Here is a 23,790-nt window from a genome sequence, read left to right on the forward strand (position 1 = left end):
ACTCTCTATTTGTTGGTCGTCGTTTGCTTGACGGTCATCTGCCGATCGGTTCGACAAATCCTCTTTAGTGTTGTTTGCATGTCTGCCGTTTCTGTTGGCCTTGGATATTGGCTGATTGAGAAAAATGAAAGCATTCGATATTTTTACAACCTTGGGATTCCCACAACGTTTATTGGCCTTTCGCTGCTTGTTCACGTCATTCCGCTATTCGTCTGTTTGTTCCGTTCTCTATATACATGCACTTTAAAGTAATGACTTCTGTATGAACACCTTTTTTCATGGCTATATGGATGCATTATAGTCAAGAAACATTAGTTAATCATTGGGGGAATGATTGATGAGGAAAATACTTTATTTGATCATTGCTATGAGTTTATTTTTTATACCATTTAATGTTTCAATAGCAGGCGCTGAAACACAATCAGATCAGGAGGGAAAAGAGGAAGCCTTAACAACAGTGGAAGATATATATAGAACTTCGTATAAAGGAGTTGAAATTATTATTAATTCCTCTAACAGTATGATTACACCTGAAAAAATGATCATTGCGAAGAAAGTGATTGATTCAGAATTATTGAATACATCACATGCTTTTATTTTAAACAGCAACCAAGTGAAGCCTCAAGTGATCCCTAACCCAGGAGATGGAACGGTTATCGGAACTAGATATTATTCTTTTGATAACGATACCGCTAAATTTGTAAGCAGTGTATTAAAAACAGAATTAACTGCTATCGCTACATTAGCTGGATATACGTTTGGCCCTGGAGCGGCAACAACCATTGCTTCGATTTGTACATTGGCAGGGGAATATATTAATCTAAAACCATACTGGACAACAGTGAAAATCATACGATATTACAGTGATTATTATGATCAGTATATATATGACGCGTATCACTTTGTCTATAGCGACAGCAAGCGCACCAATCTGAAAAAAGTATTTATTTCCGACGATATGATCAAAACGACGGGCAATGTATTGGATACATTCTGATAGAAGGAGAATCTATTGTCCATGAATCGAAAAAAAAGATTTGTCTTAGCTCTCGCCGTGCTGATGGTCATATTCTTTTTCGTCTACATGTTTGAAGAACAAGTGCTGCGCTTTTTAGACTATAAGGTGGTCAAGATGACGATGTTGATTTCGTTGATCACGATCATTGTCGGGGATCTCATTTATCGACCTAGGTGAGCGGATGCGCAAAGTGAATGGAAGGGGACGCCGGGCGTTGGGTGCCCGGCAAGTTTGTTTAGGCGCCAGACGGCGATGAGACGATCGCTGTCTTTTTTTTTTGGTTCACGAAGGTCGGCGGCGAGAACCGTTTTGGTGTGAAAGGAGCTTCTGGCCCAGCAAGGCTCAAACGACAACACCGCTTCCAGCGCCGTGCATCGTCTGGAAACGGCGCTATCGCATCAGGTGCGGCCGACGTGAACGGATGTTGGCAGCCGCCAAAGCGGCGAATGCGAAGAGAGAAGGCTGCTTGACGGCCGTTTTTTCCTTTTCGCCCGCCGCCCCGATGGCGAAGGCTATCCGTGAAAAGGCGAAAACACGTTCCAGCGCAAGCCGATGGCAAGCTGGCAGCACGGGAACGAACCGGGCGGCGGCGACAACGTCAGGCGGATGCCGTCGGGGTTAAAATACACCTCGGTTTGCGAGCGGATGCCAAGCGAGCGGATGAGGCGTTTCACTTCTTCCGTTTTTCCTTCTTGGGCGGCCGACATGACCGAGGCCGCGAACGAACGGGACTCGGCCAGTTTTTTCAAAACGGTGGCAGCATCGTTCATCAGCGTCTGCGCCGTAGTGGCGGACTGGGAAAAGAGCGCCGGGTCGATCGGAGGGTACGGGCCGGCCGGCATCCGCGGGAACGGGGTGAACATGGCTGCTTGCGCCTCCTTTCCGAAAATGGAATCCGATATTACGATATGTGCAAACAGCCAAAAAGGAGCGAAGCCAAGCGGCGATTTCGCTCCTTCTTTATGCATTGCGCAGGTGGGACGCTACAAATAGCGCAGCCATAAATAGGCATGCGACAAAAGCAAGGCGATGAGCGTGAGCGGCGCGCCGATTTTCAAAAAATCAACGTACGTAAAGCCATGTCCTTCGCGCGAAGCGATGCCGGCGACAATGACGTTCGCCGAGGCGCCGATGAGCGTCCCGTTCCCGCCGAGGCAGGCGCCGAGCGACAAGGCCCACCACAGCACGTCAATTTGCGGAGCGTCAGGAGACAGCCCCATGCCGACCGCCATATCTTGAATGAGCGGGATCATCGTGGCGACAAACGGAATGTTGTCGATCGTCGCCGAAGCGATGCCGGACAACCAAAGGATGAAATAGGCGGCTGTGGAAATATCGCCTCCGGTGATCTCAAGCGTTTTTTCCGCCAATGATTTGATCAGGCCGATGTCAACAAGCCCGCCGACCAAGACGAACAGTCCAGCGAAAAAGAAAATCGTGCCCCATTCGATCGAATGGAAGACATCCTCGATTTCGTGCTCCGGCACGGCGATGAGCATGAGCGCGACCGCCCCGGTCATGGCGATGACGGCCGCATCGACATGAATGACGGAATGAAGAATAAAGCCAAGGATGGTCAGCCCGAGCACGGCGACCGATTTGCGCATCAGTTTGGCGTCTTGAATGTAGTCGGCATCGCGAAGCTCCATCAGCTTTTGAATCAACGTTGGATCGGCTTTCAGCTGCTTGCGGTACACAAACGCGAGCATCGCGACCGTGACGATGGCGATCACCGCGACGATCGGTGTTAGGTTGAACAAAAAGGCGTTGAAATCTAAATGCTTGTTCGCCGAGCCGATCATAATGTTTGGCGGGTCGCCGATCAATGTTGCCGTGCCGCCGATGTTCGACAACAGCACTTCGGAGATTAAGTACGGCACCGGGTTCACTTGAAGTATGCGCGTAATGGAGAACGTCACCGGCACGACAAGCAGCACGGTCGTAACGTTGTCCAAAAACGCCGACAGCAGTCCGGTCAACAGTGAAAGCATGATTAAAATGCGGACCGGGCTGCCTTTTGCGAGCTTGGCTGCTTTAATGGCCATGTATTGAAAAAAGCCGGACTTGCTTGTAATGCCGACTAAAATCATCATGCCGATCAGCAGTGTGATCGTTCCCCATTCAATATGGTGAGTAAACGCTTTCTCTGCATCGACGATGCCGAAGATGACCATAAGAGCGGCGCCCAGCAAGGCGATGACCGCGCGGTGAATTTTTTCCGAGATGATCATCGCGTATGTAATCAAGAAAACCGCAATGGCAAAATAATATTGAACGTTTGACACATGTGCGGCAGCATGATCCATTTGTACTCCTCCTTTTCCAGTTATGTCGTCATGTCGTGAAAACCGCTCCCACACGCTGGGCATGTCCAGTCGCGGCGCTCGCTCGAGGCTTCACGGACGTAAAACGTAAAGGAACAATGCGGACAAGGAATTTCGCGTACCCGATCGATCAGCATCCGCCGTTTCGGTTCAGCCGGGGCGTCGGTGTCAATGACCTCGACATGTCTGTCATCGCGCGATTCGTCTTCGGCGAGGATGGCTCCTTCCGCTTCCTCCTTCGTACGCCACCTGCCGCCGAGCAAGTGCTGCTCGAGCTGGCTGTGTGAGGAATGTTCAAGCATGTCTTCAGCCAGTTTCATGTACTGGCGGTCCGTCAGCCCGCTGAACGGAAGGTTCTTCTTCTGTTTTTTCCAATACGCCCGCAGTTGGTCTTCGGTGAAGATCCATGTGACAATCTGATGAATCACGACATTTTTCATCCCATCCACCCTCCTTTTTCTTGATCATATCATAGAAGGCTGGTGGTTTAACAGGAAATGCGGCTCAATCATCGCATTTTTTTCAATGGATCAACCTTATAAATGCTGCTCTTCTCTTCACTCAAGAACCATCGGTTTAGGGGAAATGATTGTTTTTCGCCGATCTTAAAAACGATTGGCTTGAATGAGAAGCGTCCATCCGCCCTTCTTCTTTTTCACCAAGGCTGTCGTTGATTCCTCCGTCATCCGCCTCTTTTTCGCCATTTTCTGAAAAAAGAAATAAACAATCGCTTCTGCGTGATATAATAATAGTAAGACGGACGGCAGCAACGTGCCGGAAAGGGGGGAAGCGACGATGGACAGCCCGCAATATTTGTTTCTCGATTTTGAATTTACGATGCCGGAGACGAAAACAAACCCGAACGGGTTTTGTCCGGAAATTATTGAAGTCGGCCTTGTCGCGGTTGTGGACGATCAGATCATCGGCCAATTTTCTTCCTATGTGAAGCCGCTCCGCTTTCCGCAACTCACGGAACGGTGCAAGTCGTTTCTCAACATCACCCAAGAACAAATCGACCGCGGAATGAGTTTTTATGAGTTGGTTTCCTTGCTTCGGCAATATGACCGCGACCGCCCGACGACGGTGATGACGTGGGGGAGCATGGATATGAAAGTGCTCCGGGAAAACTGCCAATCCGCGCAAGTGGAATTCCCATTCACTGGAGAGCATCGTGATTTAGCCATGGAGTATAAGCGGTTTTTCGGCAACAAAAACCAAACCGCGCTGCGCAAGGCGGTGCAAGAGTACGGCAATGAGGCGGTTGGAAAAGCCCATTGCGCGCTCGATGATGCGTTCACCGCGTATACGATTTTCCGGCTGGTGGAAAACGACAAAAAATATTTGGCGAAGACAAAGCCACCGACGATTGGAGAACGGATTGATTTGACCCAGCTGCGAAAAAAATTCGCTTTATAGCCTGCTGCGTTGGCGGCGGCTTTTTTATGTTATAATAGAAAGTGGACGATTTTTTAGGCAGAAAGGTTGTTTCCTTATGTGGCCATCGGTGCTGAATTTATTTTTGTACTTTCCGGAAGACAAACGTGAATACATTCCCGCAGCCATTTCGTTTGCTGTCTTTTTCTTGATGGCGGTGTTCACGATGCGGCTCATCATCGTTATCTCCCGGCGGCAAGAGAGGGAAGCGAAGCAACTCGAAGAACAGCTGCTTGGAAAACGAGAGGAACGGAAGGAGCCGCCCGGAGTATAAACGAGCCCCCCTCCGGCAATACTGGCGGATAACAAGTGATGCTGGAGGGTGGTTCGTGTTGCGAAAAACGTACGGTGTGGTGTTCGCTGCGGCGCTCGTGTTGTCCGGCTGCGGCCAAGAGAATGGAACGAGCCGGACGGTGGAGATGATCAATGCGGACGGCGATTCGATCGGTACGATCGAGTTGACTGAACAGGCGGAAGGGGTGCGGCTGAAGCTTGACCTAGAAGGTCTCCCGCCGGGGGAGCACGCCATTCACATCCATGAAAACGGAAGCTGCAAACCCCCCGATTTCCAATCGGCCGGCGGTCATTACAATCCGGATGGGAAAAAGCACGGCCTTTTACACCCGGAGGGGGCGCATGCCGGCGATTTGCCGAACATTATTGTGAAGGATGACGGCACGGTCAACGTCGAGCTGACGGCGCCCAATGTGACGCTGAAAGAAGGAGAGAAAGGCTCGCTGCTTACAAAAGACGGAACATCGATTGTCATTCACGCCAAGAAAGACGACGGCATGACCCAGCCGGCGGGAGACGCCGGCGGACGGATCGCCTGCGGGGAAATCAAGTCGTCGTGAAACAGGGGCTCGCGCGCGGGCCCCTGTTTCACGTGGCCAGGGCAGCGCTTCGCATGGGAAATGCGAGAAACTGGCGGTCGCACGGCTTCTGCTGCACATGGTTGGCAGAACAGAGAACGGAAAGGAACGATCGTTTGGCTTCATTTGCTCTTTTGGTTTACATGGATGGAGGAACCCCGCAACGGATTCGGCGCTGCTTCTTTTCCCTTTCGCCATCCGCTTGGCCGCTCTTCTTTGGCGCAAAGCTAGCCTAGCGCCGCCGCCAGCCGCCGCAGCCCTTCCTCCAGCGTCGGGCGCGGGCAGGCGATATTCAAACGGATGAAGCCGACGCCTTCGGGACCGAATTTGCTGCCGAATTCGACGGCGAGTTTTCCTTTTTCAAGGAGCCGACGCTTCAGCTCCGCCTCGGAAAGGCCAAGGCCGCGGCAGTCGATCCAAACGAGATACGTCGCTTGCGGCCGGATCACGCGGAGCGGCGGCAAGTGTTCCGCTAAATAGGCAGCGGTCATGTCGATGTTTTGCCGCAAGTAATCAAGCAAGGCGTCAAGCCACGGTCCGCCATGGCGGTAGGCCGCTTCCGCTCCGACGATGGCGAACGCATTCAGCGTAAAAAAGCCGTGCCGCTGCTGGACGCGGCGGAACGCCCGGCGCCGCGATTCGTCGGGAATGATGACTTCCGCCGCCTGCAAGCCGGCGAGGTTGAACGTTTTCGTCGGCGCGCGGAACGTGGCGCTTTGCGCGGCCAGCTCTGGGTGGAGCGAGGCAAACGGCGTGTGTTTGGCTGGCGGGAGCGTCAAATCGGCGTGGATTTCATCAGACAGGACGAAGACGCCGTGCTTGAGGCAAAGTTCTCCCAGCCGTTCGAGTTCTTCTTTTGTCCATGATTTGCCTCCCGGGTTGTGTGGATGGCAAAGGATGAGAAGTTTGGCATCGGGCAGCTTTCGCTCCAAGTCGTCCCAGTCGATCGCATAGTTGTCTTCCTCAAGGCGCAGCGGACTGAACAGAAGCGCGCGGTCATGACGGCGGACGAGATCAAACAGCGGCCGGTAGACCGGGGAAAAAACGATGATGCGATCCCCTGGTTCGGAAAACGCTTCGATGGCGGCGGCGACCGCCGGCACAACGCCGTGGGCAAACACGAGCCAAGACGGATCGATCGTCCAGTCATGACGGCGTTCAAGCCATTGGCACACCGCTTCTTTGAGTGAATCGGGAATGACGGTGTAGCCGAACACGCCGTGCTCCACCCGTTGCCGCAGCGCCTCTTGCACTTCTTTCGGCGCGGGAAAATCCATATCGGCGACCCACATTGGCCATACGTCTTCGCGGCCGAACACGCGATGAACGTCATCCCATTTCACCGACAGCGTGCCCCGGCGGTCGATGACGCGGTCGAACGGAAACATGATCGCGCCTTCTCCTTTCTCAGCACGCGAACGATGCGGTCCTTTCCCTTCATCGAATGGAAACATTGTTGCATCTTCTCCCTTCTTTTTTTCGAATCGATGGCTTATAATGGGTTATATCATAGCATCAAGAAAGAAGGTGGATGGCGGCGGCATGGACGGACAACAGTTGAATCGGCTTCTTCTTGAATGGATCGGCGCCTGGGACCCGTTTGGCCTTGGAAAAGACGCCTACGACGTCGAGGCGGCCAGCGTGCTCCAGGCGGTGTATGAGACGGAAGACGCCCGCACGTTGGCCGCCCGCATTCAGTCCATATATGAATTCGCCTTTGACGAGCCGATTCCTTTTCCCCACTGCCTAAAACTCGCCCGCCGGCTGCTTGAGCTGAAGCAAGCGGCGTCCTGTCCGCTCCCGTGATGACGACAGGCGGCCGGTTTGGCGAAACCGACCGATGAAATGGAGGGATGCTGCGTGAAATTGAGCGAAAAAGAGCTGGAAATTATCGAAGTATTAGAAAAAGATGCACGAACGCCGATCGATGTGCTGGCGAAGATGATCGATTTGCCGGTCGAAGAAACGGAAGCGCTCGTCAAAAAGTTAGAAGAGGCGAAAGTGATCGTCCAATATACGGCGCTCATTGACTGGCGGAAGGCGGACGGCCGCGAGGGAGTGACGGCGATGATCGACGTCAAGGTGACCCCGAAGCGCGGCGTCGGCTTTGACGAAGTGGCGGAGCGCATTTACCGATTCCCGGAAGTGAAATCGGTGTACTTAATGTCCGGCGCCTACGACTTATCGGTCGTGATCGAAGGGCGTTCGATGGCGGAAATCGCCCAATTTGTATCGGAAAAACTGTCGACGCTCGATTCTGTCATTTCAACGACGACCCATTTCATTTTGAAAAAATACAAACACGATGGCATCGTCTTTGACCAAGGAGATCAAGATCGCCGCATCGTGGTGTCGCCATGAAGCCGCAAACGAGAAAAACGTACGTGTCCAAGACGGTTGCGGGCTTGAAGCCATCCGGCATCCGCCGCTTTTTCGACCTTGCTTCCACCATGGATGGCGTCATTTCGCTCGGCGTCGGCGAGCCGGATTTTGTCACGTCCTGGAGCATTCGCGAAGCGAGCATTTTGTCGCTCGAGCAAGGCTATACGTCGTACACCCCAAATGCCGGGCTCTTGGAGCTCCGCCAAGAAATCGCCGCTTATTTGCGCCGCAAGTTTCATGTCGACTACTGTCCGGAGACAGAAATTTTAGTGACGGTCGGGGCGAGCCAAGCCATCGACTTGGCGCTTAGGGCGATCATCAACCCGGGCGATGAAGTGATCATCGTCGAACCGAGTTTTGTCGCCTACGAGCCGCTTGTCGTGCTCGCGGGCGGGAAGCCGGTGGCCGTTTGCACGTCTGGCGAAGACAAGTTTCAGCTCAATCCGGCGCACCTTGAACGGGCGATCACCGAGCGGACGAAGGCGGTCATCATCTGCTCGCCGAACAACCCGACCGGAACGGTGCAGAGCCGCACGGAGCTTGAAGCGATCGCCCGTCTGGCTGAGGCGCACGACTTGCTCGTCATTGCCGATGAAATTTACGCCGAGCTGACGTATGAAGGAGAGTACACGAGCATGGCCGCTGTTAGCGGCATGCGCGAGCGGACGATTTTGATTTCCGGCTTTTCCAAAGGGTTTGCGATGACCGGATGGCGGCTCGGGTTTGCGGCAGCGCCTGACGAGATTTTGCAGGCGATGTTGAAAATCCATCAGTATGCCATGATGTGCGCGCCGACAATGGCGCAATATGGGGCGCTTGAGGCGCTTCGCAGCGGAGAGCGCGATGTCGCCGAGATGCGCAACAGCTACCGGCGGCGGCGCAACTATTTCGTCGCCTCGCTCAATGAAATCGGGCTGCCGTGCCATTTGCCGGGCGGTGCGTTTTACGCTTTCCCGTCCATCAAGCCGACCGGTTTGACGTCGGAGCAGTTTGCTGAGCGGCTGCTCATCGAAGAAAAAGTGGCGGTTGTCCCCGGCAACGTTTTCGGCCAAAGCGGGGAAGGCTATATCCGCTGTTCATACGCATCATCGCTCGAACAGCTGCAAGAAGCCATTAAGCGAATGAAACGGTTTTTGGCGCGCCTGTAACTGGGGATGTTCCGCCGTCGGCGGGACATCTTTTTTTGGGGTTTGCTGTCGGTCTATGTTATAATACAGAAACATAGACGAAATTCATCAATAGGAGTGTTTCGCTTGTCAACGATCAAACGAGGAGCGATCGTGAAAGGGAAGGTGACGGGCATTCAGCCGTATGGCGCGTTCGTCCAGCTTGAGGACGGCATGCAAGGGCTGATCCATATTTCTGAAATTTCCCATCAATTTGTGAAAGATGTGCGCGATTACGTCCATGTCGGGGATGAAGTGACGGTCAAGGTGTTGGACGTCGATCGAAAGGCGAGGAGGGCGAGCCTGTCCCTAAAGGCGCTCGAACCTGCCGGGGAAAAGGAAAAACGCCATATGCGCATGAAAATGCCGCTCAAGTCGGGGTTTCGCCCGTTGAAGGAAAAACTGCGCGAATGGATTGAGCAGTCCAAGAAAGAAGATGGACCGAAACCATAAGAACCCTGCCGCCAAGCGGCGAGAGTCCATGACGCTTTTGGGCCGGGAGAGGCGCAAAAAGAAGACACCCACCGCCAAGCGGTGCGTGTCCCTTTGTGTTTCATTATGTGCGCGATGTCTTTGGCTCGGTGCGCCCAAGCTCTTCGGCCGGTTTGAACAGCAGCGCCAAGTTGATCAAGCCGGCGATGCCGACCAAGCTGTAGATGATGCGCGACCAAACGGAGTCTTGGCCGCCGAAAATGGCGGCGACTAAGTCAAATTGGAAAAAGCCGATTAGTCCCCAGTTAATGGCGCCGATAATGGTCAACAATAGCGCAATGCGCTGCAATGCTCCCATCTTGTTTGCCTCCTTTGGAAAATTTCTTTTCAACTTATAGGATGAATCGCAGTCGTGAAAAATATGCATCGTTTGCCGCCAAAGCAGTTGGCTTTACAATCGGTGGCAGGCGCTGCCATAATAGATTCAGGAAAAGGAGGGCATCCATATGCAAGAGTTTATTTTCCGCAACCCGACGAAACTGATTTTCGGAAAAGGGCAGCTCGAACGGCTCAAAGAAGAAGTGCCGCGCTACGGCAAGAAAGTGCTGCTCGTGTATGGCGGCGGCAGCATCAAACGAAACGGACTGTATGATGAAGTGATGAAGATATTGGGGAACATTGGCGCCGAGGTCATCGAACTGCCAGGCGTCGAACCGAACCCGCGCGTCTCGACCGTAAGAAAAGGGGTGGACATTTGCAAGCGGGAAGGCGTCGAGTTTTTGCTGGCGGTTGGCGGCGGCAGCGTCATCGACTGCACGAAAGCGATCGCCGCCGGGGCGAAATTCGATGGCGATCCGTGGGAGTTTATCACGAAAAAAGCGCCCGTCACCGGCGCCCTGCCGTTCGGCACCGTCTTGACGCTGGCGGCCACTGGGTCGGAGATGAATTCCGGCTCGGTGATCACAAACTGGGAGACGAAAGAAAAATACGGCTGGGGCAGCCCGTTTACGTTCCCGCAATTTTCGATTTTGGATCCGACGTATACGATGACCGTTCCGAAAGACCATACGGTTTACGGCATTGTCGATATGATGTCGCATGTGTTTGAGCAATATTTCCATCATACGCCGAACACGCCATTGCAAGACCGGATGTGCGAAGCGGTGTTGAAAACCGTGATCGAAACGGCGCCCAAACTGATCAACGATTTGGAAAACTACGAGCTGCGCGAGACGATCATGTACTCGGGCACGATCGCCTTAAACGGCTTCTTGCAAATGGGCGTCCGCGGCGACTGGGCGACGCACAATATTGAGCATGCCGTTTCCGCCGTGTATGACATCCCGCACGCCGGAGGATTGGCGATTTTGTTCCCGAACTGGATGAAGCATGTGCTCGATGAAAACGTCAGCCGTTTCGCCCAGCTCGCGGTGCGTGTGTTCGATGTCGATCCGGCGGGCAAATCCGAGCGCGATGTGGCGCTTGAAGGCATCGAGCGGCTGCGTGAGTTCTGGTCGAGCCTCGGGGCGCCGTCGCGGCTTGCGGACTATGGCATCGGCGAGGAAAACTTGGAGCTGATGGCCGATAAAGCGATGGCGTTTGGCGAGTTCGGCCGTTTCAAAACATTGAACCGCGATGATGTGCTCGCCATTTTGCGCGCTTCCCTTTAATGAGGCGATGCGGCGGCTTCGCGAATCGATCGATGATGGCGCCGGCTCGGCGACGGAATCTGCCTGAGCTGGCGCTTTTCCTATTTTCTTGGTTTGCCTGGGCGCGCTCCCGATCCCGCAGGACGGCGGAAAGGGAGGAGGGCGCGAAAAACAGCCGCCTCGCCCGAATCCATGGTTCTCGAATGAGGAAAAAGCACAACGTTGATTACGTTTCTTGAGGCGAGTAGCCTGAGCCCCCTAGAAGGCGGGTGAAAAACGAGTTTTGTTCGCAAATCGGCGGCGTTTCATCAGAAAAGAGAGCCGATTTCACAAGGTTTCTCTAATTGAAAAATGGCTGGGATAAGCTGTCTTTTTCGTTGCATCACCATCCCTCCAGACGTTACGCAAGGAAATCGGCACGGCGAACATGGCGAAAAATGAATCCGTTTCCAAAAAAGGTGGGCTGCTTGATTTCCCTTGTTTATTCCGCTAAAGTGAAAGAAGGCAATGATTCTTGAAGGGGAGGCGGAAATCGATGACCCACATTCGCTTTGACTATTCGAAAGCGCTCGCCTTTTTTGGCGAACATGAGCTTACATACTTGCGCGATGCCGTGAAAGTCGCGCATCATTCGCTTCATGAAAAAACCGGTGTTGGAAGCGACTTTTTAGGCTGGCTTGACTGGCCGGTCGACTATGACAAAGAAGAATTCGCGCGCATCAAGGAGGCGGCGAAAAAAATCCAATCGGACTCTGATGTTCTTGTCGTCATCGGCATCGGCGGCTCGTACCTTGGCGCGCGGGCGGCGATCGAGATGCTGCACCATTCGTTTTACAACGCCCTGCCAAAAGAAAAGCGGAAAACGCCGCAAATCATTTTTGTCGGCAACAACATCAGCTCGACGTATATGAAAGACGTCATCGATTTCTTGGAAGGGAAAGACTTCTCGATCAACGTCATTTCCAAATCGGGGACGACGACCGAGCCGGCGATCGCCTTCCGCATTTTCCGCAAGCTGCTTGAGGAGAAATACGGCAAAGAGGAAGCGCGCCGCCGCATTTACGCGACGACCGACAGCAAGCGCGGCGCGCTTCGGACGCTCGCCAATGAGGAAGGGTACGAGACGTTTGTCATTCCGGATGACATCGGCGGCCGCTACTCGGTGCTGACGGCGGTCGGGTTGCTGCCGATTGCCGCAAGCGGCGCGGACATTAACGCCATGATGGAAGGAGCGGCCAAAGCGCGTGACGATTTCAGCTCCTCGGAGCTTGAGGAAAACGCCGCTTACCAATACGCCGCCATCCGCAACATTTTGTACAACAAAGGGAAAACGATCGAGCTGCTCGTCAACTACGAACCAGCGCTGCACTATTTCGCCGAATGGTGGAAGCAGCTGTTCGGCGAAAGCGAAGGGAAGGATCAAAAAGGCATTTACCCGGCTTCCGCTGATTTCTCGACCGATTTGCATTCGCTCGGCCAATACATTCAAGAAGGGCGCCGCGATTTGTTTGAAACAGTGTTGAAGCTGGAAGAACCGCGTCATGAGCTGATCATTGAAGCCGAAGAAAACGACCTCGACGGGCTGAACTATTTGGCGGGAAAAACGGTTGATTTCGTCAACACAAAAGCGTTCGAAGGGACGCTGCTCGCCCATACGGACGGCGGCGTGCCGAACTTGGTCATCACGTTGCCGAAGCTTGATGAATATACGTTCGGCTACCTTGTCTACTTCTTTGAAAAAGCATGCGCCATGAGCGGCTACTTGCTCGGGGTGAATCCATTTGACCAACCGGGAGTGGAAGCATACAAAAAGAATATGTTCGCCCTCCTCGGCAAACCAGGCTATGAGCAGTTGAAGGAAGAACTGGAGAAACGGTTGAAATAACAACGTGTTCCATCGCCAAGCCGCTGTTTTCTCGGGGGAGATGACTCGCGGCTCGACCCGAGTCGCGCCCGAAACGGCGGACGGAACGACGGAAAAAGCGCCTCTTCCCTTTTGTGGGGGAAGAGGTGTTTTGTTATACATACCGGATCGTCCGGCCTCACAATGCCCGGACGAGGGTTTATTGCTCCCTGCCGTTTTTCGCCAAGCGTCTGAAGCTGCCGCGGACAAATAATCCCCGCCGAACGGGAAACGATAAAAGAAAGGAGGGATTGTGCATGATTGAAATGCCATCGCGTTTGGAAGGAAAACAATTTCAACTGTACCATTTGGAAGAGCAATTAAAACCAATGGGATATACAATCGGCGGCGGGTGGGACTACGATCACGGCTATTTCGACTACAAAATCGCCGATGACGCGGGCTATCAGTTTTTGCGCGTGCCGTTTCGGGCGGTCGACGGGCAGCTTGATTCGCACGGAACGACGGTGGAGCTTGGGCGGCCGTTTTTGCTTGCGCATAAATACCAACGGGGCATCGATGATTTCGCCGATGTCGGCAACATCAGCGCCTCATTCAATCAGTTTGCCGAGCCGCAAGACCCGGATGCGACCGTACCCGAGCGATACATTTCCGTCGGAAAGGCGCTTGTCCAAGAGCTGGAGCGCCGCCTGCTCGATTAAGGGGCAAGCACAAACAGGCGGTCGCTTTGTTGAATCGGGCGGTCCGGTGCAACGGAAATCGCTCCGTGATCTCCATGGATGACGCCAAGCAGCGTCACGTTTTGCTTGAGCAGCTGCTGTTGAACGGCGGCGAATGGCTGGCCGATTTGCTGTTCGTCTGGCTCGAGAAGGCAGAGCGTCTGTCCGTCCAGGCGGTAAAGCGCCGTCTCCCACACGCTGGCGGCGCCCGGCGAGCGAAGGCTGGCGGCCATGGCGAAACTCGCCAGCAAGTTTGTCTGAATCACCTCATCCGCCCCGGCGCGGAAGGCGTTCTGGACGTTTCGGCCCGTTAGGATTTCCACGATGGCGTACACCGACGGGTTGAGGCTTTTGGCGGCAAGCAGCGTGACAATCGTATCTTTATCGGCTTCCGCTTCCGCTTTATGCGGATCGGCGGTGATGAGCAAAAAACGCGCTTCTTGAATATTGGCCTTCTCCAGCACCGCATCGTCGCTTGCCGTTCCTTTAATGAAATGAACCGGCGCGTTCAGAAGCGGGTGGGACGGAACAGTGGCGTCGATGAGAACGAAGCGCATGGAGGCGTCGTGCCGCGCGAGGCGGAGCAGCACCTCGCGCGCCCGCTCGTTCCAGCCGACGATCACCGCATGGCCGCGCTCTGTATACCGGAGCTGTCCGCTTGTAAAGGCGGTTTCCCGGGCGGCGGCCGCGGCGGAGACGGAAGCGAAATAAGCGGTGAGGATGCCGGTGCCAAGGATGATAAGCCCAATGGCCGCGAGTTTTCCGGCGACCGTTTTCGGGACGATGTCGCCGTAGCCGATTGTCGCCGACGTCACGATCGCCCACCACACGCCGTCGAACACCGTGCGGAACGTCTCTGGTTCAATGAAGCGCATCAGCGCGCCAAACAGCACGATCAACGCGCTTGCCGAGACAAACAGACGAAGCACGGGCGGCCAGCGCCAATACGATAACAGCACGTTCCTTGTTCTCATCGTCCACCCCTCTTTTGCTTTTGTCTTTTTTAGTGTGAGCCGTTTTTGCATAAACATTCCTGTTTTTTCCCATACTAGGAAACGGAACATCACAGAAAGGGGACAGTGGTCATGGATATGAACCGTGTCAAACAAATCGTTTCTTCCCCTGCCGATATCCCGGTATATTACAACGGCGTGTCGGTATGGATTGACGGGTATGATGAAGAAAAACAGACGGCGACCGTCCATTTGCGCGATGGCCGGCTTCATGAGCGCCGGGATGTGCCGGTTTCGGAATTGACGGAAGAGCGGGAGTGAAAAGGGGAGGCCGGCTGACAGTGCGGGAGCCTTCTTGCGTTTCCCGAGCGCGCTTGGTTCGAGTAAAGGAGTTTTCCGGCATGAAGCGTCCGGGCGGCCCGCAAGAAAACGGTTGTTGTTCGCCGTCTGTTTCGTGAACAAGACGGCTTTTCAGACGACAATCAGAGGGAGTCGGTGCAAGGACGTAGACATCGGATGAAACGTTGATGGAGCGAAAGACGGGGAAATCCGCCGCTTGCCGAACGACATGTCGGGCAAGCGGCTTCGTTTTGTCAGACAGCGGATTGGCGGCGCGTCCGGGCAACGCGCACCGTCAACAGCAAGGCGCAGGCGAAAAAGAGAATATCATCGATTCCGTAGACGAGATGATACCCTCCAGCGGCAAACAGCGCGCTGCCGATCATTGGTCCGAACGCCATGCCCATATAGCGGAAAAAGTTGTACACGCCGATCGCTGTCGAGCGGTTCGCTTGAAAAACGTTCGTCAGTACGGTCGTCTGCACTGGGAGCGAAAGGCCTAAAAACAAGCCGAACAAGGCGATGGCCAAAACAAGCAGCGAAAGCGATCGTTGGGCCGCGATCAAGAAAAAGAAAATGGACAGCACGGTCAAGTACGATGCCGCCAAGAGGATGCGCCGCTCCGGGAAGCGTCCTTGAAGGCGCCCGCCGAGGAAGCTGCCGATGACGATCATGGACGACATCGCCAAGTACACCGTCCCTTTTTCCTGCGCCGACAGACCGTACCGATCCGTCAAGATGCTGGGCAAAAAGACGAGAAAATTATACAGCGAGTAATATTGAACAAATCCAAGCAGAACGATCGACGACCCGGCACGGCGGCGGAGCACTGAAGCGAAGTCGGAGAGGCGAAACGGGGACGAAACGGCCGTTTCTGGTTTCGTTTCCTTCAGCAGCAGGAAATTGCCGGCACCAACTAAGCCGCCGACGGCCACGAGCGCCAAAAAGACGGTGCGAAATGGAAAATGCTCTGCCAAAAAGCCGCCGACGATCGGCCCGACGACAGGGCCAAGTGAGACCATCATTTGAAACGTCCCCATCGCCCGCCCGCGCTCTTTGCCGGTGAACAAGTCGCCGATGACCGTGGCGGCGACGACCGACCCGGCCGCGATGCCAACGGCTTGCAAGGCGCGGAAGAACAAAAGTGCGGAAATGGATGTCGAGAAAAAACAGCCGAGCGAAGCGGCGATGTAGATGACGATGCCGCCAAGCAGCACCGTCCTCCGTCCTTTCCGGTCGGTGAGCGGACCATAGACGATTTGCATCATCGCCAGGAAGAACGTGAAAATGGAAATCGTCAAGTTGATCAAAAACGAAGAAGTCGCAAACGCCTCCCGCACTTCTGGTAAAATAGGAGTGTAAATCGTTTGCGTAAACGGGCCGAGAAACGCGGCGAGCGACACAAGATAGACGACAAGCTGGCGTTTCATCTCTTTCCCCTTTCTTTGTTTGTACATATGTATCATTATACTCTCGCTTTTTTCACTGATGGAAATAAAATGACTGTTTGCAAAAGGGGAGATGGAAAGATGGAATCATGTTTGATCCGCGATGCGGCCGCGGCGGATTTGCCGCACATCGTCCGCATTTATAATGAAACGATCCCAAGCCGGATGGTGACGGCGGACTTGGAGCCGGTGTCGGTCGAAAGCCGGCGGGCGTGGTTTGAGGCCCATGACCCGCACAATCGTCCGCTTTGGGTCGTCGAGGACGACGGCGCGGTTTGCGCCTGGCTCAGCTTTCAGTCGTTTTACGGCCGCCCGGCGTACCGCCATACGGCGGAGGTAAGCATTTATATCGCCGAAACGCACCGCGGCCGGGGGCTTGGGACGAAGCTGCTCGAGCGGGCGGTCGAACGGGCGCCCGAACTTGGGATCAAGACGCTGCTCGGCTTTATTTTTGCGCATAATGAACCAAGTTTGCGGCTTTTCTCCCGCTTCGGATTTGAACGATGGGGATATTTTCCGCGCGTGGCGGAATTGGACGGCGTGGAACGCGATTTGGTCATTGTCGGCAAACGGCTTGTATAGAATGGGGGGAGGCGGGGAAGTCATAAGTAATGAGGATGAACGGAAAGAGGGAAGGATATGAACGTCATGCCGATTCGGCTGTTTACGATCCAAGATGGGGAAGGATTTGTCGCTGACGCGTTTCAATGCCCGGTGACCGGCAATTTGATTTACAAATCGTCTGGCACGCCGTCCGTTGTCGCATATGCAGACTTGACCGACGAACAAATCATGCGCCTTGAGAAATACGGATTTCGGCGGCTCGGCGAGTCGCCGGCGCGGATGGAAAGCGGCCCGGACGGCATTGAAGAGCTGCTGCCGAGGCAATGAGGGAGAAAGAAAACGAGGTGAAAACGTTGAAGAAAAGGCCTGCCCGCTGGGGACAGGCTTTTTCTTTTCCCCAGAAGGCCGGCGAAACCCAACGGATTCGCTCGATCCGTTCGTGAGAAAGCTCAAGGGATGAAACTGCGGCGCTGCAAGGTTTTTTCAATTTGAAAAACATTGTTGCAAAGCCTGATATTCGTTCCATCACCGGCCGTTGATCATGTCAACCGGCGGATGAGCCAATAGAGCGCGGCGGCCGCCGCTAGGCCAAGCAGCGTATAAAGAACCGGACGGCCGGATCGTTCGAGCGGCGTTTTGTTCTCCAAAGCTGGCGGGTGATCGGTCTTGGCCGTCTTTTCCTTCGTCTGCGGCCGCGTTTCCGTCCCTGCCCCCTCCCTCTCTCCAGCGGCACGCTTGCCGTACATGCCCGCTCCGGTTCGTTTCGCCTCCTCGTACGCCTTGCGGACGCGCGCTTCGTATTTGTAATCGCCATAGTCATAAAAGTCTTCGACAAGTCCGGCTTTGGAGAGGTCTTCTTGCAGCAGGCGCTTGTTGCCGACCCACACCCAGGCGAGCAGCCGCTGGTATTTGTCAAACAGCGCGTCTCCGTCGGTCTCAAGCAAAATGTTCCCTTGATGCAAGCGGGAACATGTAAACCGGCTTGCTTCTTTCCCATACGGTTCGACTTGGATCGTGCTCTCCGGCGTATCAATGAACAAAAACCTCGTCGTGTATACATGGCCGTTGACGCGGAATTTCGCCGTATCGCCGTCGATGCACTCGACCAATTCAGCCGGGTAGGTGCGGCCAAGGCGCAACGTAGAACGATCTTCTTTCTTCCCCAGCGTATGGCCGTCCAGGTCGATTCGCTCTGGGGTGAGATGCCGCTTGCATCGTTCATTGCCGTTGTATGTTTGAATAAGCTGGACAAGCTCTTGTTTCGTTTTCGCCTGCTTCGCCAGCGCAGTCGGCTCATGGAGCAAATACACGCAGTCGCTGCCGCGGAAGTGCCCGCCCAACTCATCAAGCTCGCCAGGGTGGGCAAAAGCGGAAATCGGGAACATCAACAGGAAACAAAACAAGAATATGACCATTCGTTTCAAAAACGATCCCTCCACTCGAAAAACATTTCTTCCTCTTGAACAAGAACCGGATGTCCGCAATGGATGGGTTTCAGCACACGATCGCACATGTTATGCCGGTTTTTGCCGTTTTTCAGCGAAAAATTAAGCCAATATGGCCGTTATCGCGCTGTTAGGCGATTTGCGTTCGTTCACGATAAAGTTTATCAAAAAAGTGGAACGATGAGGAAACATCTCGTCTGAGGGGGAGAGGATGACATGTCCAACTTGCTTTTCGATGATCAACCGTTGGTCATTTTGCCGCAACTCGCTTTGGCGATCGGGTTGAACGAAAGCATCGTTGTTCAGCAGCTGCATTATTGGCTCAAGAAAAGCGAAAACGTCCATGACGGCTATAAGTGGGTGTACAACACGTATGCAGACTGGCAGCGACAATTCCCGTTCTGGTCGGAAAGCACGATTCGCCGGATCATTCTTAAACTGGAAAAAATGGGGATCATCGTCGCGGCGAATTTCAACCGCTCCAAGATCGATAAAACGAAATGGTATCGGATCGACTATGACAAACTGGCTGAAATAACGAAAGAAATATCAGAAATGTCGGACGGACAACATGGGCAGGCGGCAGATGATGGCGTGATGACCGCGCACAATGGTGTTTCGATCGTTCAAGGTGCGGTTTCGTTCACTCAAAACGGGGTTTCGTTCGTTCACGATGAGGGTTTGACGACGCACGATGGGGATTCGATTGTGCAAGATGGCATCTCGGCCGTTCAAGGCGGCGCTTCTGTGGTTCAAGGGGGGATGTTGACGGCTCAAGATGGCATTTTGACGGTTCAAAATAGGGTTTTGCCCACTGAAGATGGGGGGTCGATGAGGCAAAGCAGCGTTTCGACGATTCAACAAGATCAGATTTCGGCCGTTTACGATGGCGTTTCGATCGGCCAAAATGAGCAGACGATGGGCGAAACAGTCCGTCCATTTGCGCAAAATGAACCATCCAGCTGGTCAAACTGGGCGGTCGAGGTGCTCAATTTGACAAGACCAATACCAGAGACGACAACAGAGATGACATCAGAGATCAAAAGAGAAGACGAAGAAGACGCGCGCGTGCGCACATACAAGGAGATCGTTCGCTTCTGTGAGGAAAACGGGTTTGGCGTGATCGGCGATTATTTGCGGGAAAAGATCAATGCATGGGTGGACGATGCGTCCGAGGAATTGGTGTTGGAAGCATTGAAAATCGCGGTGGAAAACGGCGCCAAACGGTGGGTGTACGTGGAAACGATTTTGCGCGACTGGACGGAAAAAGGGTATCGCACCGTGGACGAAGTGCGCGCCGCGCGGTTGGCGTTTCGAAAAGAGCGGATGAAGCAACGATCCGCCCCGCCTTCATCCGATGGCGGCAGAACGATGCGGAAACCGATCCGCACCGAGATCGTGCCGGATTGGCTGAAGATGGATTACAGCCAGCCGGAAGACGACGACTTTGACATCGAGCAGGCGCGCCGTGAGTTGGAGGAACGTCTGAAAAAATACAAAACCAACCCGGACGGATGAAGCCGAAGGGCGTAAGAGTCCGAGGAGTCTCATCTCATGACGGGACGTGAACCGAGCGATTTCTTGTGTGCCCCACGATTTGAGGTTCAGTCAGGTCGTTCACTGGTGCTGGCGCCCCTTCACGTTTAGATGGTGGGAGGCTTCTTTTGGGAATTTGTTCACAGGGGGATGGCTCATCGCCATCTCCCGAAACGAAAATAAAAAACCCTTGCACGGCAAGGGTTGGGCAAATGGAGCATACCGGGCTCGAACCGGTGACCTTCGCGCTGCCAGCACGACGCTCTCCCAACTGAGCTAATGCCCCAAAAAAGGATATGGATGATCTGTCCATGTCCCATTATATATATGGATGCGGACAATTGCAATCCTTTTTTGATCACCCGCTTTCAATATCAACGTGCACGACATCGTCAATGGAGCGGATGACGTAGTAAAGTTCGGCGGTCGAGCGCTTTTGGTCAATGACGGCTCTTAGTTTCAGCAAATGTTCATTCTCTTCAACGTCTTTAATGCGCATCGTTTTAATGTTGATGTCCTGTTGTTTTAAATGGTCGATGACCTTTGTAATGTTTTTGGCGTCCGCCACGGTGATTTGCAACAGCACCTCTTTTTCGCGCAGCTGCTTTGGTCCAAAAAAATTGATCAAAAACGGAATGAGTTCCACACTGACAATGAGAAGCGCGACGCCGAACGCCGATTCCCAATAGAAGCCTGCGCCGACCGCTACTCCAATCCCTGCCGCCCCCCAAATGATCGCGGCGGTCGTCAGCCCGGTGATGCTGTCGTTGCCGCGGCGCAAAATGACGCCTGCTCCTAAAAAACCGACCCCGGACACAATTTGCGCCGCCAGTCGAAGCGGGTCCATCGTAATATGGTCTTTGAGCGGAAAGACGTACGCCGATTCGATCGAAACGATTGTAAGCAAGCAGCTGGAAATGGAAATCACAAGACACGTTTTCAAACCGACCGGTTTTCGCTTCAATTCCCGTTCCAGCCCAATGATCAGCCCGAGAATGGCGGAAATCCCTAGTTTGAGGAACGGATCAAACATCATCGTTTCTCACCTCGTTCATGGTATAATGTAAGAAAACGTTCGTGAACCATTTTTGTCCGCCCTTCCGCATGAAAGTGGTAGATCAGGGCGCACACTCCTTTTCGTAGAAAGTGAGTTGGCAGAAACATGAAGCCGCCAAGCACAGCAAAGGCTTATGCCGCTCTATTCATCGGCGCGCTTGCCGTGTCAACATCGGCCATTTTCGTCAAATGGTCGCAGGCGCCGTCCGCGGTGATCGCCTTTTATCGGCTCTTTTTGGCCGTCGCCATCATGACGCCGTTGTTCCTCCGGCATCGAAGCGAACTCCGAGGCGTCTCCCGGCGCGATTGGCTGTTTTCGCTTTGTTCTGGGGTTTTGCTTGCCTTTCATTTTATCCTTTGGTTTGAATCGCTCGACTATACATCCGTCGCCAGTTCGGTCGTGCTTGTGACGCTGCAGCCGCTGTTTGCCTTCGCAGGCGGCGCGTTGTTTTTCCGCGAACGGTTGACCGTCGGCGCGGTCGGGAGCGCGGTGTTGGCCATGATCGGCAGCATCCTCATCAGCTGGGGAGACTTCCGCGTCAGCGGGGAAGCGCTGTACGGCGATGGATTGGCGCTGCTTGCGTGCGCGTTTGTCACGGCGTATTGGCTGTTCGGCCAAGAGGTGCGACAACGGTTGTCATTGATGACGTATACCTATATCGTCTATAGCATCAGCGCGGCGGTGTTGTGGCTGTACGCGATGCTGTTTCGCCTTTCGCTGACGGCGTATCAGCTGACGGATTGGCTTTGTTTTCTCGTCCTCGCCGTCATTCCAACGCTGCTCGGCCATTCGGTGATGAACTGGGCGGTCAAATGGGTCAGCGCCTCGACGGTGTCGATGGCGATTTTATTTGAACCGATCGGCGCTTCCGCCTTGGCCTACTGGCTGTTTGGCGAACCGATCCGTCCGTTTCAATGGATCGGCGGTATTTTTATTTTAACAGGAATCGCCCTGTATTTGTGGGAGAAAAACGAAAAAGGTCCGCTAACGGTGCAAGAACGCAGCGGACCCTAGCGTTCCAAAGATAAAGGAAGAGCGGCGGATCGGCAGGCGGAATTCATCGAAGCCGCGGGCGAATTGGGACAAATAAGCGAAATCGACTTGCGTGATATCGGGAAGCAGGTAAGCGGATTTCGTGGCTCCCCGCTTTCGTTTTCGATTGAGCGCGGCGATGATGCCCTCCTTTGTTTGAATGCCGATGCCATGCCCGTAAAAGAAGCCGTCGCCTAAGTAAATGGCATTTTCCCCTTGCCATTGCGGCGTCAACGGATCGAATTCCGGGTTTTTAAAATAGAGGCAATCTCCGGGGAGAAAGTGTTCATCTTTTTTTGTTTGAATGCCAAGATCCCGGTCGGTATGCCAGTCATACAGCAGCAAATCCGCAAACAGCCGGTTGAATGCCGCTGGATCGATTACGTCAAGCACGGCCTTGTAAAACACGATGACGATCGCGGTCGCGCATTCAAACGCGTATCGCTCGCTATGGACAAAAATGTCCTGAATCGCTTCGGAAGCCGTGACATCTGGGCGAAGACGGAAGCCGCCGCGCTCGTCCCGCGTCCAAAAATCGCTGTTGCAGCGCGAAAAACGGAAAATGGCAAACCGCGCCCGGCTTTTCGCCAACTCGCCCGCCGCCCGAACAATGCGGTCGCGCAAGGCGATTTCAAATCGAAGCTGGTGTTTATTTGCATACGTATACAACTTAGGCGAGGAAACAAGGGCATCTAAGATTCGTTGTTCGCTGGCCGGAAGCGAAAACGAACTAGAAACGTCAAAGTTGATTGGTGATAACACGCGAATCAAAGTGAAGAAGCCTCCTTGATGAAAGGATCGCAACAACGATATAGATGCAAAACGGAAAAGTTCTCCACGTCCTTGACGAAAAAAGTCGCTTGCCTATTTCGACCGCCCGAGGCAAACAGCCGTCTTCTTCGCCGCACCTTGGCGTGGCGGAAGACGGAACGACTACCTGCTTCACAGACCCAGGCGTGGGGCTGGAAGCGGCGTTGTTCGGTCGCCTGACAGTCCATCCAGTCGCTCTGCAAAAGCCGTCGATGTGAAGGCGTCCAATCGCATCTATATAGCGATGTCATAGAAGAAATGTATGCACTCGCGCCGGTGTTCATTCCCCTTTTTTAGGAAAAGAACGCTTTCCTGTGGGATGGAGAAGAGGGAACGGGGATGGATCAGCGCGTCCTAAAATTTTTTTAAAAAAGGTATTGCTTTTTTCGAGTTAAGGTGGTATATTAGAAAACGTCGCTGATCAAAGAGGTTGTTTGACAGCGATGCGAAGCAAAAAAGCAGTTGACATCCAAAAAGATGTTATGCTAACATAAAAGAGCTGTTTGAGAGAGACAAAACAGTCGAAAGCTTGTTCCTTGAAAACTGAACGAAACGAAGCGCGAAAGAAAAGCTGAGGCCGTTTAGCGCCTTTGGTGCTGCGGTTGAAGCAAAAAGCCAATCAACTTTCTTTGGAGAGTTTGATCCTGGCTCAGGACGAACGCTGGCGGCGTGCCTAATACATGCAAGTCGAGCGGACCGGATCGGAGCTTGCTCTGATTTGGTCAGCGGCGGACGGGTGAGTAACA

Annotated in this window: 28 protein-coding genes, 1 tRNA gene and 1 rRNA gene; 19 read left to right on the forward strand and 11 right to left on the reverse strand. The window is 53.7% G+C overall.

Annotated elements, in window-relative coordinates:
* The first annotated feature begins 337 nt into the window (after positions 1-337).
* Complete coding sequence (locus ETR37_RS14565; RefSeq protein WP_240673909.1) at positions 338-997, forward strand: hypothetical protein; 660 nt, start codon at positions 338-340, stop codon at positions 995-997.
* 21 nt (positions 998-1,018) lie between these two features.
* The gene (locus ETR37_RS19215; RefSeq protein ID WP_164978008.1) at positions 1,019-1,195 is read left to right on the forward strand and encodes a hypothetical protein; all 177 of its coding nucleotides are present in this window, start codon (positions 1,019-1,021) and stop codon (positions 1,193-1,195) included.
* A gap of 335 nt (positions 1,196-1,530) precedes the next feature.
* Here the strand turns inward: ETR37_RS19215 and ETR37_RS14570 are convergent, their stop codons facing one another.
* From ETR37_RS14570 to ETR37_RS14585, 3 genes are all read right to left on the reverse strand, one after another.
* The gene (locus ETR37_RS14570; protein ID WP_020756145.1) at positions 1,531-1,881 is read right to left on the reverse strand and encodes a YuzC family spore coat inner layer protein; all 351 of its coding nucleotides are present in this window, start codon (positions 1,879-1,881) and stop codon (positions 1,531-1,533) included.
* A gap of 120 nt (positions 1,882-2,001) precedes the next feature.
* A complete protein-coding gene (locus tag ETR37_RS14580; RefSeq protein ID WP_020756143.1) occupies positions 2,002-3,324 on the reverse strand; it encodes an ArsB/NhaD family transporter in 1,323 nt (440 codons plus the stop codon).
* Between the two features lie 20 nt (positions 3,325-3,344).
* Complete coding sequence (locus ETR37_RS14585; protein ID WP_060788707.1) at positions 3,345-3,782, reverse strand: hypothetical protein; 438 nt, start codon at positions 3,780-3,782, stop codon at positions 3,345-3,347.
* Between the two features lie 355 nt (positions 3,783-4,137).
* Between ETR37_RS14585 and kapD the strand changes: the two genes are divergently transcribed.
* The 3 genes from kapD (at position 4,138) to ETR37_RS14600 (ending at position 5,630) form a co-directional block, all read left to right on the forward strand.
* On the forward strand, positions 4,138-4,758 hold the full coding sequence (kapD, locus tag ETR37_RS14590; RefSeq protein WP_033006327.1) for a 3'-5' exonuclease KapD: 621 nt from the start codon (positions 4,138-4,140) through the stop codon (positions 4,756-4,758).
* 76 nt (positions 4,759-4,834) lie between these two features.
* Complete coding sequence (locus ETR37_RS14595; RefSeq protein ID WP_013144358.1) at positions 4,835-5,050, forward strand: hypothetical protein; 216 nt, start codon at positions 4,835-4,837, stop codon at positions 5,048-5,050.
* 55 nt (positions 5,051-5,105) lie between these two features.
* Positions 5,106-5,630: a superoxide dismutase family protein gene (locus ETR37_RS14600; protein WP_013524510.1), complete on the forward strand. Its 525-nt coding sequence runs from the start codon at positions 5,106-5,108 to the stop codon at positions 5,628-5,630.
* Positions 5,631-5,875: 245 nt separating this feature from the next.
* On the opposite strand, the gene ETR37_RS14605 is transcribed toward ETR37_RS14600, so the two are convergent.
* Complete coding sequence (locus ETR37_RS14605; RefSeq protein ID WP_060788712.1) at positions 5,876-7,036, reverse strand: MalY/PatB family protein; 1,161 nt, start codon at positions 7,034-7,036, stop codon at positions 5,876-5,878.
* Positions 7,037-7,190: 154 nt separating this feature from the next.
* Here ETR37_RS14605 and ETR37_RS14610 point away from each other — a divergent pair, with 154 nt between their 5' ends.
* From ETR37_RS14610 to yugI, 4 genes are all read left to right on the forward strand, one after another.
* Positions 7,191-7,454: a YugE family protein gene (locus ETR37_RS14610; RefSeq protein WP_013524508.1), complete on the forward strand. Its 264-nt coding sequence runs from the start codon at positions 7,191-7,193 to the stop codon at positions 7,452-7,454.
* Positions 7,455-7,508: 54 nt separating this feature from the next.
* Positions 7,509-8,009 (forward strand): Lrp/AsnC family transcriptional regulator, encoded by a 501-nt coding sequence (locus ETR37_RS14615; RefSeq protein WP_129447448.1) that lies wholly within the window; start codon positions 7,509-7,511, stop codon positions 8,007-8,009.
* A complete protein-coding gene (locus ETR37_RS14620) occupies positions 8,006-9,178 on the forward strand; it encodes an aminotransferase (RefSeq protein ID WP_129447449.1) in 1,173 nt (390 codons plus the stop codon). Before ETR37_RS14615 ends, ETR37_RS14620 begins: the two co-directional genes overlap by 4 nt.
* A 105-nt stretch (positions 9,179-9,283) precedes the next feature.
* Positions 9,284-9,649: a S1 domain-containing post-transcriptional regulator GSP13 gene (gene yugI / locus ETR37_RS14625; protein WP_015375709.1), complete on the forward strand. Its 366-nt coding sequence runs from the start codon at positions 9,284-9,286 to the stop codon at positions 9,647-9,649.
* Between the two features lie 103 nt (positions 9,650-9,752).
* On the opposite strand, the gene ETR37_RS14630 is transcribed toward yugI, so the two are convergent.
* Complete coding sequence (locus tag ETR37_RS14630) at positions 9,753-9,986, reverse strand: DUF378 domain-containing protein (protein ID WP_011232397.1); 234 nt, start codon at positions 9,984-9,986, stop codon at positions 9,753-9,755.
* Positions 9,987-10,134: 148 nt separating this feature from the next.
* Here ETR37_RS14630 and ETR37_RS14635 point away from each other — a divergent pair, with 148 nt between their 5' ends.
* The 3 genes from ETR37_RS14635 (at position 10,135) to ETR37_RS14645 (ending at position 13,842) form a co-directional block, all read left to right on the forward strand.
* Positions 10,135-11,298 (forward strand): iron-containing alcohol dehydrogenase, encoded by a 1,164-nt coding sequence (locus tag ETR37_RS14635; protein ID WP_129447450.1) that lies wholly within the window; start codon positions 10,135-10,137, stop codon positions 11,296-11,298.
* A gap of 514 nt (positions 11,299-11,812) precedes the next feature.
* Positions 11,813-13,162, forward strand: coding sequence for a glucose-6-phosphate isomerase (locus ETR37_RS14640; protein ID WP_011232395.1), 1,350 nt, complete (start codon positions 11,813-11,815; stop codon positions 13,160-13,162).
* Positions 13,163-13,437: 275 nt separating this feature from the next.
* Positions 13,438-13,842 (forward strand): YugN-like family protein, encoded by a 405-nt coding sequence (locus ETR37_RS14645; RefSeq protein ID WP_013144366.1) that lies wholly within the window; start codon positions 13,438-13,440, stop codon positions 13,840-13,842.
* On the opposite strand, the gene ETR37_RS14650 is transcribed toward ETR37_RS14645, so the two are convergent.
* On the reverse strand, positions 13,839-14,834 hold the full coding sequence (locus ETR37_RS14650; protein ID WP_033006333.1) for a potassium channel family protein: 996 nt from the start codon (positions 14,832-14,834) through the stop codon (positions 13,839-13,841). The genes ETR37_RS14645 and ETR37_RS14650 overlap by 4 nt on opposite strands.
* Positions 14,835-14,945: 111 nt before the next feature.
* Here ETR37_RS14650 and ETR37_RS14655 point away from each other — a divergent pair, with 111 nt between their 5' ends.
* Positions 14,946-15,134, forward strand: coding sequence for an H-type small acid-soluble spore protein (locus tag ETR37_RS14655; RefSeq protein WP_013144368.1), 189 nt, complete (start codon positions 14,946-14,948; stop codon positions 15,132-15,134).
* Positions 15,135-15,406: 272 nt separating this feature from the next.
* Here ETR37_RS14655 and ETR37_RS14660 read toward each other — a convergent pair whose 3' ends face one another.
* The gene (locus ETR37_RS14660; protein WP_129447451.1) at positions 15,407-16,582 is read right to left on the reverse strand and encodes an MFS transporter; all 1,176 of its coding nucleotides are present in this window, start codon (positions 16,580-16,582) and stop codon (positions 15,407-15,409) included.
* A gap of 99 nt (positions 16,583-16,681) precedes the next feature.
* Here ETR37_RS14660 and ETR37_RS14665 point away from each other — a divergent pair, with 99 nt between their 5' ends.
* Together ETR37_RS14665 and ETR37_RS14670 are read left to right on the forward strand one after the other, a co-directional pair.
* On the forward strand, positions 16,682-17,182 hold the full coding sequence (locus ETR37_RS14665) for a GNAT family N-acetyltransferase (protein WP_015375705.1): 501 nt from the start codon (positions 16,682-16,684) through the stop codon (positions 17,180-17,182).
* Positions 17,183-17,239: 57 nt separating this feature from the next.
* Positions 17,240-17,491: a hypothetical protein gene (locus tag ETR37_RS14670; protein WP_011232390.1), complete on the forward strand. Its 252-nt coding sequence runs from the start codon at positions 17,240-17,242 to the stop codon at positions 17,489-17,491.
* A gap of 212 nt (positions 17,492-17,703) precedes the next feature.
* Here the strand turns inward: ETR37_RS14670 and ETR37_RS14675 are convergent, their stop codons facing one another.
* Positions 17,704-18,588: a thermonuclease family protein gene (locus ETR37_RS14675; protein WP_129447452.1), complete on the reverse strand. Its 885-nt coding sequence runs from the start codon at positions 18,586-18,588 to the stop codon at positions 17,704-17,706.
* Positions 18,589-18,825: 237 nt separating this feature from the next.
* Here ETR37_RS14675 and ETR37_RS14680 point away from each other — a divergent pair, with 237 nt between their 5' ends.
* On the forward strand, positions 18,826-20,127 hold the full coding sequence (locus tag ETR37_RS14680; RefSeq protein WP_014196631.1) for a DnaD domain protein: 1,302 nt from the start codon (positions 18,826-18,828) through the stop codon (positions 20,125-20,127).
* A gap of 231 nt (positions 20,128-20,358) precedes the next feature.
* Here the strand turns inward: ETR37_RS14680 and ETR37_RS14685 are convergent.
* Together ETR37_RS14685 and ETR37_RS14690 are read right to left on the reverse strand one after the other, a co-directional pair.
* Positions 20,359-20,431, reverse strand: a tRNA-Ala gene (locus ETR37_RS14685).
* A 72-nt stretch (positions 20,432-20,503) separates the two neighbouring features.
* On the reverse strand, positions 20,504-21,181 hold the full coding sequence (locus tag ETR37_RS14690; RefSeq protein WP_011232387.1) for an MgtC/SapB family protein: 678 nt from the start codon (positions 21,179-21,181) through the stop codon (positions 20,504-20,506).
* Between the two features lie 126 nt (positions 21,182-21,307).
* Between ETR37_RS14690 and ETR37_RS14695 the strand changes: the two genes are divergently transcribed.
* On the forward strand, positions 21,308-22,216 hold the full coding sequence (locus ETR37_RS14695) for a DMT family transporter (RefSeq protein ID WP_033026097.1): 909 nt from the start codon (positions 21,308-21,310) through the stop codon (positions 22,214-22,216).
* Here ETR37_RS14695 and ETR37_RS14700 read toward each other — a convergent pair.
* Positions 22,187-23,005 carry a protein-glutamine gamma-glutamyltransferase gene (locus ETR37_RS14700; protein WP_011232385.1) on the reverse strand — a complete coding sequence of 273 codons (819 nt, stop codon included), beginning with the start codon at positions 23,003-23,005 and terminating at the stop codon, positions 22,187-22,189. The genes ETR37_RS14695 and ETR37_RS14700 overlap by 30 nt on opposite strands.
* Before the next feature lie 89 nt (positions 23,006-23,094).
* Between ETR37_RS14700 and ETR37_RS14705 the strand changes: the two genes are divergently transcribed.
* Both ETR37_RS14705 and ETR37_RS14710 read left to right on the forward strand, forming a co-directional pair.
* On the forward strand, positions 23,095-23,262 hold the full coding sequence (locus tag ETR37_RS14705) for a hypothetical protein (protein ID WP_223810850.1): 168 nt from the start codon (positions 23,095-23,097) through the stop codon (positions 23,260-23,262).
* A 408-nt stretch (positions 23,263-23,670) separates the two neighbouring features.
* Positions 23,671-23,790, forward strand: a 16S ribosomal RNA gene (locus ETR37_RS14710); the annotation flags it as partial.

The sequence above is a fragment of the Geobacillus sp. PK12 genome (assembly GCF_004123125.1).
In the GTDB taxonomy this organism is placed as follows: Bacteria; Bacillota; Bacilli; order Bacillales; family Anoxybacillaceae; genus Geobacillus; species Geobacillus zalihae.

What these genes read in the sequence shown, in the direction of transcription:
- ETR37_RS14565 (WP_240673909.1), top strand. Translation starts at nt 338, where the DNA reads ATGAGGAAAATACTTTATTTGATCATTGCTATGAGTTTATTTTTTATA.
- ETR37_RS19215 (WP_164978008.1), top strand. Translation starts at nt 1,019, where the DNA reads ATGAATCGAAAAAAAAGATTTGTCTTAGCTCTCGCCGTGCTGATGGTC.
- ETR37_RS14570 (WP_020756145.1), bottom strand. Translation starts at nt 1,881, where the DNA reads ATGTTCACCCCGTTCCCGCGGATGCCGGCCGGCCCGTACCCTCCGATC.
- ETR37_RS14580 (WP_020756143.1), bottom strand. Translation starts at nt 3,324, where the DNA reads ATGGATCATGCTGCCGCACATGTGTCAAACGTTCAATATTATTTTGCC.
- ETR37_RS14585 (WP_060788707.1), bottom strand. Translation starts at nt 3,782, where the DNA reads ATGAAAAATGTCGTGATTCATCAGATTGTCACATGGATCTTCACCGAA.
- kapD (WP_033006327.1), top strand. Translation starts at nt 4,138, where the DNA reads ATGGACAGCCCGCAATATTTGTTTCTCGATTTTGAATTTACGATGCCG.
- ETR37_RS14595 (WP_013144358.1), top strand. Translation starts at nt 4,835, where the DNA reads ATGTGGCCATCGGTGCTGAATTTATTTTTGTACTTTCCGGAAGACAAA.
- ETR37_RS14605 (WP_060788712.1), bottom strand. Translation starts at nt 7,036, where the DNA reads ATGTTTCCGTTCGACCGCGTCATCGACCGCCGGGGCACGCTGTCGGTG.
- ETR37_RS14610 (WP_013524508.1), top strand. Translation starts at nt 7,191, where the DNA reads ATGGACGGACAACAGTTGAATCGGCTTCTTCTTGAATGGATCGGCGCC.
- ETR37_RS14620 (WP_129447449.1), top strand. Translation starts at nt 8,006, where the DNA reads ATGAAGCCGCAAACGAGAAAAACGTACGTGTCCAAGACGGTTGCGGGC.
- ETR37_RS14630 (WP_011232397.1), bottom strand. Translation starts at nt 9,986, where the DNA reads ATGGGAGCATTGCAGCGCATTGCGCTATTGTTGACCATTATCGGCGCC.
- ETR37_RS14635 (WP_129447450.1), top strand. Translation starts at nt 10,135, where the DNA reads ATGCAAGAGTTTATTTTCCGCAACCCGACGAAACTGATTTTCGGAAAA.
- ETR37_RS14640 (WP_011232395.1), top strand. Translation starts at nt 11,813, where the DNA reads ATGACCCACATTCGCTTTGACTATTCGAAAGCGCTCGCCTTTTTTGGC.
- ETR37_RS14645 (WP_013144366.1), top strand. Translation starts at nt 13,438, where the DNA reads ATGATTGAAATGCCATCGCGTTTGGAAGGAAAACAATTTCAACTGTAC.
- ETR37_RS14650 (WP_033006333.1), bottom strand. Translation starts at nt 14,834, where the DNA reads ATGAGAACAAGGAACGTGCTGTTATCGTATTGGCGCTGGCCGCCCGTG.
- ETR37_RS14655 (WP_013144368.1), top strand. Translation starts at nt 14,946, where the DNA reads ATGGATATGAACCGTGTCAAACAAATCGTTTCTTCCCCTGCCGATATC.
- ETR37_RS14660 (WP_129447451.1), bottom strand. Translation starts at nt 16,582, where the DNA reads ATGAAACGCCAGCTTGTCGTCTATCTTGTGTCGCTCGCCGCGTTTCTC.
- ETR37_RS14665 (WP_015375705.1), top strand. Translation starts at nt 16,682, where the DNA reads ATGGAATCATGTTTGATCCGCGATGCGGCCGCGGCGGATTTGCCGCAC.
- ETR37_RS14670 (WP_011232390.1), top strand. Translation starts at nt 17,240, where the DNA reads ATGAACGTCATGCCGATTCGGCTGTTTACGATCCAAGATGGGGAAGGA.
- ETR37_RS14680 (WP_014196631.1), top strand. Translation starts at nt 18,826, where the DNA reads ATGTCCAACTTGCTTTTCGATGATCAACCGTTGGTCATTTTGCCGCAA.
- ETR37_RS14690 (WP_011232387.1), bottom strand. Translation starts at nt 21,181, where the DNA reads ATGATGTTTGATCCGTTCCTCAAACTAGGGATTTCCGCCATTCTCGGG.
- ETR37_RS14695 (WP_033026097.1), top strand. Translation starts at nt 21,308, where the DNA reads ATGAAGCCGCCAAGCACAGCAAAGGCTTATGCCGCTCTATTCATCGGC.